This is a genomic window from Pseudomonas sp. P116 (assembly GCF_020149425.1).
Taxonomy (GTDB): domain Bacteria; phylum Pseudomonadota; class Gammaproteobacteria; order Pseudomonadales; family Pseudomonadaceae; genus Aquipseudomonas; species Aquipseudomonas anatoliensis.
On the sequence record NZ_JACVHB010000001.1, the window covers coordinates 1298589 to 1310553 of the forward strand.

Sequence of the window (11965 nt, forward strand, 5' to 3'; positions counted from 1 at the left end):
AAAAAGCCGCCTGTTTTAGGCGGCTTTTTAACTGAAACGTTTACGCTTGCGGTCGCATGTGCGGGAACAGGATCACATCGCGAATCGACGGCGAGTTGGTCAGCAACATCACCAGACGGTCGATGCCGATACCTTCACCGGCCGTTGGCGGCATGCCGTACTCCAGCGCGCGAACGAAGTCGGCGTCGTAGTGCATGGCTTCGTCGTCGCCGGCGTCCTTGTCGGCCACCTGCGCCATGAAGCGCTCGGCCTGGTCTTCCGCATCGTTCAACTCGGAATAGGCGTTGGCGATTTCACGGCCACCGATGAACAGCTCGAAACGGTCGGTGACGTTCGGGTTGTCGTCATTGCGACGAGCCAGCGGCGACACTTCGAACGGGTACTGAGTGATGAAGTGCGGCTGCTCCAGCTTGTGCTCGACCAACTCTTCGAAAATCATCACTTGCAGCTTGCCCAGACCTTCGAAGCCCAGCACCTTGGCGCCGGCCTTCTTGGCGATGGCGCGAGCCTTGTCGATGTCGTTCAGATCATCGGCGGTCAGCTCAGGGTTGTACTTGAGGATCGAGTCGAACACCGACAGGCGCACGAACGGCTCGCCGAAGTGGAACACCTTGTCGCCGTACGGCACGTCGGTGCTGCCCAGAACCAGCTGCGCCAGTTCACGGAACAACTCTTCGGTCAGGTCCATGTTGTCTTCGTAGTCGGCGTAAGCCTGGTAGAACTCCAACATGGTGAATTCAGGGTTGTGACGGGTCGAGACGCCTTCGTTACGGAAGTTGCGGTTGATCTCGAAAACCTTCTCGAAACCGCCAACCACCAGACGCTTGAGGTACAACTCAGGCGCGATACGCAGGAACATTTCCATGTCCAGCGCGTTGTGGTGGGTTTCGAACGGCTTGGCCGCAGCGCCGCCGGGAATGGTTTGCAGCATCGGTGTTTCGACTTCGAGGAAGTCGCGCTGCATCAGGAAGCTGCGGATGTGCGCAATCACTTGCGAACGTACGCGGAACGTCTGACGCACTTCTTCATTGACGATCAGGTCAACGTAACGCTGACGGTAGCGTTGTTCGGTGTCGGTCAGGCCGTGGTGCTTGTCCGGCAGCGGGCGCAGCGACTTGGTCAGCAGGCGCACGGTAGTCATTTCAACGTACAGGTCGCCTTTGCCGGAACGGGCCAGGGTGCCTTCGGCAGCAATGATGTCGCCCATGTCCCAGGTTTTCACCGCGGCCAGGGTTTCTTCGGACAGGGTCTTGCGGTTGACGTAGACCTGAATGCGACCGGTCATGTCCTGGATCACCATGAACGAGCCACGGTTGAGCATGATGCGACCGGCAACCTTGACCGGGATTGCAGCCTCTGCCAGCTCTTCCTTGGTCTTGTCCGCGTACTGTTTCTGCAACGCATCGCAGTAGTTGTCGCGGCGGAAGTCGTTCGGGAAGGCATTGCCCTTGGCGCGCTCGGCAGCAAGCTTTTCCTTGCGCAGGGCGATCAGGGAGTTTTCTTCCTGTTGCAGGGCTTGCGGATCGAGTTGTTGGTCGCTCATGTCTTTAGATATTCCATCAGGTTCGTTGCCCCCGGGCCTTGCAGCCCGGGGATCGCCAGCAGGGCTGGCTCCTACAGGGATCGCGTTGAATCAGCCGACCCTGTATTGCGTCTTTTACAGCCCTGATTTCAGGCTGGCTTCCAGGTATTCATCGATGTCGCCATCGAGCACCTTGTCGCAGTCGCTGCGTTCGATGTTGGTCCGCAGGTCCTTGATTCGCGACGCGTCGAGCACGTAAGAGCGAATCTGGTGACCCCAGCCGATGTCGGACTTGGTGTCTTCCAGCGCCTGGGAAGCGGCGTTGCGCTTCTGCATTTCCTGCTCGTACAACTTGGCCCGCAGCATTTTCATGGCGGTGTCCTTGTTGGCGTGCTGGGAACGTTCGTTCTGGCAGCTGACCACGGTGTTGGTCGGTACGTGAGTAATACGTACGGCCGAGTCGGTGGTGTTTACGTGCTGACCACCGGCACCCGAGGAACGATAGGTGTCGATCCGCAGGTCTGCCGGGTTGATTTCGATTTCCACTTTGTCATCGATCTCTGGCGAGACGAAAACCGCGGAGAACGAGGTGTGGCGACGGTTGCCGGAGTCAAACGGGCTCTTGCGCACCAGACGGTGCACGCCGATCTCGGTCCGCAGCCAGCCAAAGGCGTATTCACCCTTGATGTGCACGGTCGCGCCCTTGATCCCGGCGACTTCACCGGCGGACAGTTCCATGATGGTCGCGTCGAAACCGCGTTTGTCAGCCCAGCGCAGGTACATGCGCAGCAGGATGTTGGCCCAGTCCTGCGCTTCGGTGCCGCCGGAACCGGCCTGGATGTCCAGGTAGGCGTTGTTCGGGTCCATTTCATGGCTGAACATACGGCGGAATTCGAGCTTGGCCAGGTTGGCCTCGAGACGGGCCAGTTCAGCGACGACATCGCCCACTGCGCCTTCGTCGTTTTCTTCGACAGCCATGTCGAGCAGGTCGCGGCAATCGGCCAGACCGCCGTTCAATTCGTCGAGGGTATCGACGATTTGCGCCAGCGCAGAGCGCTCGCGGCCCAGTTCCTGGGCGTATTCAGGTTTGTTCCAGACACTCGGATCTTCAAGCTCGCGATTGACTTCAGTCAGACGCTCATGCTTTTGATCGTAGTCAAAGATACCCCCGAATAGTTTCGGAGCGCTCGGACAGGTCCTTGATGGTGTTCAGGATCGGGTTGATTTCCATGGCGGGCAGCACTCGTTGGCGAACTTTTGAAAGCCGGCGAGTATAACGTAATCGGGCTGTAACGGCAGCCCGTCTGGCGGGGCGAATCGAGCATTAATGAACTGTAGGAGCTGCCGAAGGCTGCGATCTTTTGATTTTTTAAAGATCAAAAGATCGCAGCCTTCGGCAGCTCCTACAGGGTTTTGCATTTGTCGTGGGAGTCGGGTTACTCGATCCCGACCTGATTACGCCCGTTGTTCTTGGCCAAGTACAACCCACGATCGGCCGCCGATATCAGCAACCGGCAATCGCTGCCCGCCTGCGGCACCATGGTCGCCAGACCAATGCTGATAGTCAGGCTCGTCCCTTCGCTGGGCGCAATGTGTGGAATCTTCAGTGAAGCCACGGTCTGGCGCAGTTTTTCCGCCACCAGTCGTGCGCCGCCCGGCGAAGTATTCGGCAGCACCAGCGCAAATTCCTCACCACCGTAACGCGCCGGCAAGTCCGAGGGGCGCGCACTGGCATCGCGAATGGCCGTGGCGACCTTGCGCAATGCTTCATCGCCTTCGACATGGCCGAACGTGTCGTTATAGGACTTGAAGTAATCGACGTCGATCATCAGCAACGACAACTGGCTCTGGTCGCGCAACGAGCGGCGCCATTCCAGCTCCAGGTATTCGTCGAAGTGGCGGCGGTTCGATAGCCCGGTCAGGCCATCGGAGTTCATCAGGCGTTGCAGCACCAGGTTGGTGTCGAGCAACTGCTGCTGACTGACGCGCAGCGCACGGTAGGCCGCGTCCCGTTGCAGCAATGTCATGTAGGAGCGCGAGTGATAGCGGATGCGCGCCACCAGTTCGATGGTGTCCGGCAGCTTCACCAGATAATCGTTGGCCCCCGCGGAGAACGCCGCGCTCTTGATCAGCGGGTCTTCCTTGGTCGACAGGACAATGATCGGAATGTCCTTGGTCGCCGGGTGATTGCGGTACTCGCGCACCAGGCTCAGGCCGTCAAGACCGGGCATCACCAGGTCCTGGAGAATGACCGTCGGCTTGATCCGCACCGCTTGCGCAATGGCTTGATGCGGGTCGGAACAGAAATGGAAGTCGATGTTTTCTTCGTTCGACAGCCCACGGCGCACGGCTTCGCCGATCATCGCCTGATCGTCCACCAACAACACCATGGCGGCGTTTTCGTCGGTTTTAATGTCGTCGATCTGTAAATCATTCATGGGCTGTCACCTGATTACTGCGGGGGCCAGGATTGCGGATAAAACTGTTCATTTGGGGAAAATCTCCAGCAATCGTGGCGCTATCTTTTCCAGTGGGCGGATTTCTACGGCGGCATCGATCGCCGCGGCAGCCTTGGGCATGCCGTACACCGCACTGCTTTGCTGATCCTGGGCGATGGTCAAATAACCCTGTTGGCGCATGAGCTTAAGCCCTTGCGCGCCATCTCGCCCCATCCCGGTCAACAAAACCCCGACCGCATCGCCGTTCCAATAGCTGACAACGCTCTCGAAAAACACGTCGATCGAAGGTCGGTAGATCTCGTTGACCGGTTCGGCGGTGTAAGCCAGCGTGCCGTTTTTCAATAAGCGGATATGGTGGTTGGTGCCGGCCAGCAGCACGACGCCGGCCTGCGGCGGTTCGCCTTCACGCGCCAGACGCACGTCCAGACCACTGGCGCTGGCGAGCCATTCGGCCATGCCGGCAGCGAACACCTGATCGACATGCTGCACCAGCACAATGGCCGCCGAGAAATCCTTGGGCAAGCCTTTGAGCAGCACCTCCAGCGCCGCCGGCCCGCCAGCGGACGAGCCGATCGCCACCAGCCGCTGGCGCGAGGCCGAACTGCGCTGGGGCGTAGGCGCCGGACGCGCGCGCGGCGTTTTCTCGCCGATCAGCCAGCCGATGTTGAGGATCTTGCGCAGCAACGGTGCCGCCGCTTCCTGCGCATTGCCTGCGCCAATGGCCGGCGTATCGACCACATCCAGCGCGCCATGCCCCATCGCTTCGAAGACCCGGTGCACGTTCTGCTGGCGGTCGACCGTCACAATGACGATGGCGCACGGCGTCTCGGCCATGATCCGCCGAGTGGCTTCGACGCCGTCCATCACCGGCATGATCAAGTCCATCAGGATCAGATCCGGCGTATTTTCCGCGCACAGACGCACCGCCTCGGCGCCGTTGTAAGCGACCCAGACCACCTGATGCGCCGGCTCGAAGGCCACCGCCCGGCGCAAGGCCTCCACCGCCATTGGCATGTCGTTGACGATTGCGATTTTCATGCCCGCGCTCCTCCGATGAGCTCGACCACTGCATCAAGCAGGGCGTCGTCATGAAAACTGGCTTTGGCTAAATAATAGTCGGCGCCGGCGTCCAGTCCACGGCGGCGATCCTCTTCGCGATCCTTGTACGAAACGACCATCACCGGCAGCGATTGCAAACGGTTGTCGCGGCGCAACAAGGTCACCAGTTCGATACCGTCCATGCGTGGCATGTCGATGTCGGTAATCAGCAAATCGAAATCCTCCGAACGCAGCGCGTTCCAACCGTCCATACCGTCCACCGCGACGGCCACGTCGTAGCCGCGATTGAGCAGCAGCTTGCGTTGCAATTCGCGCACGGTCAGCGAGTCGTCGACCACCAGCACCCGCTTGCGCGCGGCTTCTGCGGCTTGATTGCCATGGCGGGCGATGCGCTCCAGGCGACCGGTATTGAGCAGTTTGTCGACCGAACGCAGCATGTCTTCGACATCGACGATCAGCACCACCGAACCGTCATCGAGCAAGGCACCGGCGGAGATGTCCTGGATTTTGCCCAGACGCTCGTCCAGTGGCAGTACGACCAACGTGCGCTCGCCAACGAAGCGTTCGACAGCCACGCCGTAAATCGCTTCGCGCTCACGAATCACCACGACCTTCAGGGTTTCGCTGCTGCTCTGGCTGGCCGGGCGGTTCAACAACTGACTGGCAGCGACCAACCCGACATGCCGGCCTTCGTGCCAGAAATGCTGACGACCTTCGACCTGAACGATGTCATCGCGCTCCAGGTCGCACATGCGTTCAATGTGCGCCAGCGGGAACGCGTACGCTTCTTCACCGACCTCCACCACCAGGCTGCGCACCACCGACAAGGTCAGCGGCACTTCGAGATGAAAACGGCTGCCCTCGCCCGCCGTCTGCTCCAGCTCTACCGCACCGCGCAACTGGCGCACCATGTGCTGCACGGCGTCGAGGCCGACGCCACGGCCCGACACTTCGGTCACCGTATCGCGCAGGCTGAAACCGGGCAGGAACAGGAACGTCAGCAGCTCCTCTTCACTCAATTGCGCCGCCGTTTCGGCCGGGGACAATTGGCGCGCGACGATGCTGCGGCGGACCTTTTCCAGATCGACGCCGTTGCCGTCATCGCTCAACTCCAGCACCAGCAATCCAGCCTGATGCGAGGCGCGCAGGCGGATCAGGCCTTCCTCGGGTTTGCCCTTGAGCAAGCGCTGTTCCGGGGTTTCGATGCCATGGTCGACCGCATTGCGCAGCAAATGGGTGAGCGGTGCTTCGAGTTTTTCCAGCACATCGCGGTCGACCTGGGTTTTCTCGCCTTCTATTTCCAGTCGCACCTGCTTGCCGAGGCTGCGGCCCAGATCACGCACCATCCGCGCCTGACCGCTGAGCACGTCAGCAAAGGGGCGCATGCGACAGGCCAGTGCCGTGTCGTAAAGCACTTGTGCACGCTGGCTGGCTTGCCAGGCGAACTCATCGAGTTCGGCGTTCTTCTCGGCCAGCAGTTGTTGCGACTCGGAAAGCAGGCGCCGCGCATCCTCCAACGCTTCCAGCGCCTCAAGGCTGAGGGCATGCTCCTTGAGATGGACATTGAGGTTTTCCAGCGCGCGCAGGCCATTGTTCTGCATGCGCTTGAGACGCTGCATGGTGGCCAGATGCGGTTTGAGGCGCTGGGTTTCCACCAGCGATTTGCTCGACAGATCGAGCAGGCTGTTCAGGCGTTCAGCGGTGACGCGCAATACGCGCTCGCCCCCCTCCGTGGTACGCCTGTTTTTGCGGGGTACGGGGTCGGATGTTTCAACCGGGGCTTCTATAGAAGGCGCTGAAGTGGGTTCAACCGCTGTCGGCGCCGCCATTTGCAACTCGGCCATGACAGGTGCAGCGACAGGGATTGGCGCGGCGGACGGATCCAGCAGTTGCCCCATCAACGCCACATACGACTCGATGTCTGCCGGTTGCGGCGCACCCGCTGGCGTCGCAATGCGCATCAGCAAATCGGTGCCCTGCAATAACGCGTCGATGTGTTCCGGGCGCAGCAGTAACCGCCCCTCTTGGGCGCTGACCAGGCAATCCTCCATCACATGGGCAACGCTGACGCCGCTGTCGACGCCGACGATCCGCGCCGCGCCTTTGAGCGAGTGCGCCGCGCGCATGCATGACTCGAGGTGATCGGCCTGGGTCGGGTTGCGTTCCAGCGCCAACAGCCCTGCGCTGAGGACCTGCGTCTGGGCTTCGGCTTCAAGGCTGAACAGCTCAAGCAGCGAGGCGTCGCGCATTTGCTCGGGGGTCATGTGAGGCTCCGGGTCACGGCGGACAACAGCTGTTCTTCATTCAACCAACGCAGGCTGCGACCCCGTAATTGCAGCACGCCACGGGTGAATTTGGCACTGGCTTGAGCACCGGACTGCGAGGCGGCATCAAGAATTCGCTCGTCAATGGCATGAATGCCGTCGACTTCATCCACCGGCACGACCACCGGCCCGCCATCGGCGGCGATGATCAGCATGCGCGGCATGATCCGCGCGCCGGGCGCCGGCGCGGCGCTGCCATCCAGATCCAGCAATTCGACCAGCGACAAGCAGGCCACCAGTGCGCCGCGCACATTCGCCACGCCGAGCAAGGCGCGCGAACGCTGATGCGGCAGCGAGTGAATCGCCTGCATCGGCGCCACTTCAACGAGGCTGCGCGTGGCCAGTCCCAGCCACTCTTCACCGAGACGGAACATCAGCAGCGATCGGGTCTTCAGGTCGGTTTCGACCACTGCCGCCACCGGGTCGCGCTCGTCCTGCTGCAAGGCATAACGATCGAGCAGGCGTGTGGCGGCGGCGGAATACACCGAGCAATTGCGGCAATGGATGTGTTCTTCCAGCAGCGGGCACGACTTGTCACCGTGGATGCCGATGCGGTTCCAGCAATCATCGATGGCCCGGGCGTCTTCATGGGTGACGTTCAAGGTGTCGGCGATCATCGTTTACGCTCACTGTCGGCGGTGCGGCCGCTGCGGGCGGCGCGTTCCTGCAATCGTCTGGCACCGACGCTGTCGCCCTGAGCCTGCAACAGTGCGGCCAGGTGCATCAACGCTTCGGAATGTTGCGGTTCGAGGTACAAGGCTTTGCGATAGAAACCCTGGGCTTCGAGCGTCAGGCCGGCGACATCGCTGAGCAGGCCAAGCCAATAGAACACCTGCGCCACGGGTTCGTGGCTGCGCAAGTATTGATCGCACGCGGCGCGGGCCTCAGCACTTTTGCCTTCGTTGGCCAGCGCGGCGATGTTCGCCAGCAAGGTGGCCGCGTCCGGGTTCGCGCTTTTTCTCGTTACTGGCAACGGTGTCACTGCAGCAAACGGTCGATTGCGCACCGGCGGTGGCGGCGTGCTGCGTATCGGTTGGCTGACCGGTAGAGCAACGGGCCTGGCAACCGGCAATGGCTCTGGCTGCGGGTCGCTGTGGCGACTGAACGCAAACGACTGCGCAATCCCGATCGAACGCATGCCCAGACGCCCAAGCAAGCTGCCCTCGGCCGGACCGATAAACAGCACACCGTCGACGTGGGTCAGGCGCTTGAGCACTTCGAAGACTTGCTGCTGGGTCGGCTGATCGAAATAGATCAGCAAGTTGCGACAGAACACGAAATCGAAGGCTGGCTCGGTGGCCAACAGCGTCGGATCGAGCACATTGCCGACCTGCAAGCGCACTTGCTCGCGTACGGTTTCGTTGACGCGATGACCGTCCTGCTCAGCGCTGAAGTGACGGTCACGATAGTCCAGATCCTGCCCGCGAAACGAGTTCTTGCCGTACAGCGCCCGCCGCGCCTTATCCACCGACAGCGGGCTGACGTCCATGCCGTCGACCTTGAACTGATGCGGTTTAAGCCCGGCATCGAGCAACGCCATGGCAATCGAATAAGGTTCTTCGCCGGTAGAGCACGGCAGGCTGAGAATGCGCAATGCGCGCATGTTGTTCAGCTCGGCGAGACGCTGGCGCGCGAGTTTGCCGAGTGTGGCGAAGGATTCCGGATAACGGAAAAACCAGGTTTCGGGAACGATTACCGCCTCGATCAGTGCCTGTTGCTCGTCCCGCGAGCCTTGCAGCAGTTGCCAGTACTCGTCGGCGTGCGCCGCTTGTGAAAGCGTCGTGCGCTGGCGCACCGCGCGCTCAATGATCGCCGGGCCCACCGAGGTGACATCGAGGCCAATACGCTCCTTGAGGAAGTCGAAAAAACGCTGATCGCTACTCATGGCTGCGCCTCAAGTTGCGCCGGATCACGCGGCGGCGAGGGAAACAGCAACGTGCGCACGGCGTCATCGAGCAAGTCATTGACCTTCACCCACTGCACCAGCCCCTGGGCATCTTCACGCACCGGGCCGAGGTAGGGCGCCTCACGGTTGTCGAGGCCGTAGGGCTGAAAATCTTCCGGATTGCAGCGCAGGGTATCGGTGGCCTGTTCAAGAATCAGCCCAAGCCGTTGCTCTGGGTGCGACTCATCCGGGCGATAGTGAACCAGCACCAGTCGCGTACTGGTTCGCGCCTCGGCGGGTTTGCCAAACGTCAGCGCGCTGAGGTCAATCACCGGTACCACCGCGCCGCGGTAAGCGACCACCCCGGCAACCCAATGCGGCGCGTGGGCAATCGGTTTCAATGGCAGGCGCGGCAGCACTTCCGCCACTTCGGTGGCGCGCAATGCGTAGCGCTCGCTGCCAATGCGAAACAGCAGGAACAACGCCTGCTTCGCCACCTGCGCAGCGCTGCGTTTGGCGATGATTTCGCTCATCAGACTTTGAATCGCGAAACGCCGCTGCGCAGCCCGACGGCCACCTGGCTCAGTTCGTCGATGGCGAAACTGGCCTGACGCAGCGACTCGACGGTCTGGCTGCTGGCATCACCCAACTGCACCAGCGCATGGTTGATCTGTTCGGCGCCGGTGGCCTGAGCCTGCATGCCTTCATTGACCATCAACACCCGTGGCGCCAGCGCCTGCACCTGATGGATGATCTGCGACAGCTGCTCGCCGACCTGCTGCACCTCGGACATGCCGCGGCGCACCTCCTCGGAGAACTTGTCCATGCCCATCACCCCGGCAGACACCGCCGACTGGATCTCACGAACCATTTGTTCGATGTCATAAGTGGCTACAGCAGTCTGATCCGCCAGACGTCGCACTTCGGTGGCGACCACGGCAAAACCGCGACCGTATTCACCGGCCTTCTCCGCTTCAATGGCGGCGTTGAGCGACAGCAGGTTGGTCTGATCAGCGACCTTGACGATGGTCACCACCACCTGATTGATGTTGCCAGCCTTCTCATTGAGGATCGCCAGTTTGGCGTTGACCAGATCAGCAGCGCCCATGACCGAGTGCATGGTGTCTTCCATGCGGGCCAGACCCTGCTGACCGGAACCGGCGGCCACCGAGGCCTGATCGGCAGCGGTCGACACTTCAGTCATGGTGCGCACCAGATCGCGCGAGGTCGCGGCAATTTCACGGGACGTTGCGCCGATTTCCGTTGTCGTGGCAGCGGTTTCGGTGGCGGTGGCTTGTTGTTGCTTGGAGGTGGCGGCAATCTCTGTCACCGACGTGGTCACCTGCACCGACGAACGTTGGGCCTGGGAAACCAACGCAGTCAGCTCGGTCATCATGTCGTTGAAGCCGGTTTCCACTGCACCGAACTCGTCTTTGCGGTCGAGATTCAAACGGCCGCTCAAATCGCCGGTACGCATGATTTCGAGGATTTTCACGATGCGGTTCATCGGCGCCATGATCGCACGCATCAACAGGAAACCGCAGGCACCGGCCGCCAGCACAGCCACCAGCAACGAGACGAGCATGCTGACCTTGGCAGCCGCTACTGCCTCGTCGATATTGGCCATGGCCTGATCGGCGACGGTCTTGTTCTCGCCGATGATATCGTTGAGCTTCATCCGTCCGCTGTACCACGCCGGGGTCAGCTTCTCGTTGAACAACTTGAGCGCATCGGCTTCCAGGTTGCGTCCGTGCAGGTCCAGCACCTGATCCTGAATTTTCATATAGGCGTCGTGGTACTTCTCGAACGCAGCGAACTCGGTACGGTCCTGGTCGGTGGCCATGGTTTTGCGGTAGTTGGCCATTTGTTCTTGCAGGCGGTTTTCGAACGCCTTGTAATCCGCCGCATCCTCGCTGGAAATCCCCTGCCCGCCCTTTAACCCGAGCAACTCCTGCGTCTGCAAATAGCTGTCGACCCAGGCACCGCGAATCATCGAGCTGTAATAAACCCCGGGGATCGCATCATCGCGGACGCTGTTTTCACTGGCTTCGATTTTCAACAGCCGCGAATACGAGAGAACCACCATCAGAAACATGATGGCGATAATCACCGCAAAGCTCGCCAAAATGCGTTGGCGCAACGTCCAGTTCTTCACAGTGATTCCTCGTGCCTAGGTCGAAATGCGGGGAGTATAGCCGAGGGCGGTGTCTCATTAATAAGACGCTTTTTAACCCCCTGACCTGTCGGCGTTAAGCACAACAGGCTCTGGCTTGGGACTTTCCAGTAACCGGAAGATGGCTGACCAGTGACGGAACGGCAAAAAATGGTGCCGGATTGGTCATTTGTTCAAAACCAGCAATTTCCGGGCAGCGCCATCACTTGGCCATACTGCGCAAGAAGTTGCGCACATGGTCATAATATTTTGCCTTTAAAATCGCTGCAGCCCATGCTTCACGAGGCCTGCAGCCAAGTGCGCAAGAAGTTGCGCAGTACTGCGCAACTTCTTGCGCACTTTCGCCTTCGATTCCGTGTAAAAAACCCTCGCAACCGCAGTCCAGAGCACTTTGCCCCCCGCCCTCCGGGGACTTGGCAAAACCTGGCACGCTCCTTGATAACAGTCAGGCACCCACCGGGCGATTTCGCCTCCCGGGCACCTTAAATTTATCCGCAAGGAGAGCACCCCATGGCAACACCAGCGTACATGTCGGTTACCGGC

9 protein-coding genes are annotated in these 11965 nt (G+C 60.7%); all 9 read right to left on the reverse strand.

What is annotated here, in order from left to right:
* Positions 1-40: 40 nt before the first annotated feature.
* Positions 41-1543: a lysine--tRNA ligase gene (gene lysS / locus ICA15_RS06400; protein WP_047299888.1), complete on the reverse strand. Its 1503-nt coding sequence runs from the start codon at positions 1541-1543 to the stop codon at positions 41-43.
* A 114-nt stretch (positions 1544-1657) separates the two neighbouring features.
* Positions 1658-2753 (reverse strand): peptide chain release factor 2 gene (gene prfB / locus ICA15_RS06405; RefSeq protein WP_150594562.1). Its coding sequence is split into 2 segments (ribosomal slippage): positions 1658-2680 and positions 2682-2753, totalling 1095 coding nucleotides; the frame shifts between segments, so codons are not numbered across the junction.
* A gap of 205 nt (positions 2754-2958) precedes the next feature.
* Positions 2959-3960, reverse strand: coding sequence for a PleD family two-component system response regulator (locus ICA15_RS06410; protein ID WP_042560882.1), 1002 nt, complete (start codon positions 3958-3960; stop codon positions 2959-2961).
* 48 nt (positions 3961-4008) lie between these two features.
* Positions 4009-5019 (reverse strand): chemotaxis response regulator protein-glutamate methylesterase, encoded by a 1011-nt coding sequence (locus tag ICA15_RS06415; RefSeq protein WP_150603789.1) that lies wholly within the window; start codon positions 5017-5019, stop codon positions 4009-4011.
* Positions 5016-7304 (reverse strand): hybrid sensor histidine kinase/response regulator, encoded by a 2289-nt coding sequence (locus ICA15_RS06420; protein WP_210553904.1) that lies wholly within the window; start codon positions 7302-7304, stop codon positions 5016-5018. The genes ICA15_RS06415 and ICA15_RS06420 overlap by 4 nt, the downstream gene beginning before the upstream one ends.
* Entirely contained in the window at positions 7301-7981 is a 681-nt protein-coding gene (locus ICA15_RS06425) for a chemotaxis protein CheW (RefSeq protein ID WP_210553905.1), read from the reverse strand. The genes ICA15_RS06420 and ICA15_RS06425 overlap by 4 nt, the downstream gene beginning before the upstream one ends.
* Entirely contained in the window at positions 7978-9249 is a 1272-nt protein-coding gene (locus tag ICA15_RS06430) for a CheR family methyltransferase (protein WP_150618133.1), read from the reverse strand. Before ICA15_RS06430 ends, ICA15_RS06425 begins: the two co-directional genes overlap by 4 nt.
* A complete protein-coding gene (locus ICA15_RS06435; protein ID WP_210553906.1) occupies positions 9246-9782 on the reverse strand; it encodes a chemotaxis protein CheW in 537 nt (178 codons plus the stop codon). Before ICA15_RS06435 ends, ICA15_RS06430 begins: the two co-directional genes overlap by 4 nt.
* Entirely contained in the window at positions 9782-11404 is a 1623-nt protein-coding gene (locus ICA15_RS06440; RefSeq protein ID WP_210553907.1) for a methyl-accepting chemotaxis protein, read from the reverse strand. Before ICA15_RS06440 ends, ICA15_RS06435 begins: the two co-directional genes overlap by 1 nt.
* Between the last annotated feature and the right edge of the window lie 561 nt (positions 11405-11965).

Coding starts and splice junctions, on each gene's coding strand:
- lysS (WP_047299888.1), bottom strand. CDS start 1,543: ATGAGCGACCAACAACTCGATCCGCAAGCCCTGCAACAGGAAGAAAAC.
- ICA15_RS06410 (WP_042560882.1), bottom strand. CDS start 3,960: ATGAATGATTTACAGATCGACGACATTAAAACCGACGAAAACGCCGCC.
- ICA15_RS06415 (WP_150603789.1), bottom strand. CDS start 5,019: ATGAAAATCGCAATCGTCAACGACATGCCAATGGCGGTGGAGGCCTTG.
- ICA15_RS06420 (WP_210553904.1), bottom strand. CDS start 7,304: ATGACCCCCGAGCAAATGCGCGACGCCTCGCTGCTTGAGCTGTTCAGC.
- ICA15_RS06425 (WP_210553905.1), bottom strand. CDS start 7,981: ATGATCGCCGACACCTTGAACGTCACCCATGAAGACGCCCGGGCCATC.
- ICA15_RS06430 (WP_150618133.1), bottom strand. CDS start 9,249: ATGAGTAGCGATCAGCGTTTTTTCGACTTCCTCAAGGAGCGTATTGGC.
- ICA15_RS06435 (WP_210553906.1), bottom strand. CDS start 9,782: ATGAGCGAAATCATCGCCAAACGCAGCGCTGCGCAGGTGGCGAAGCAG.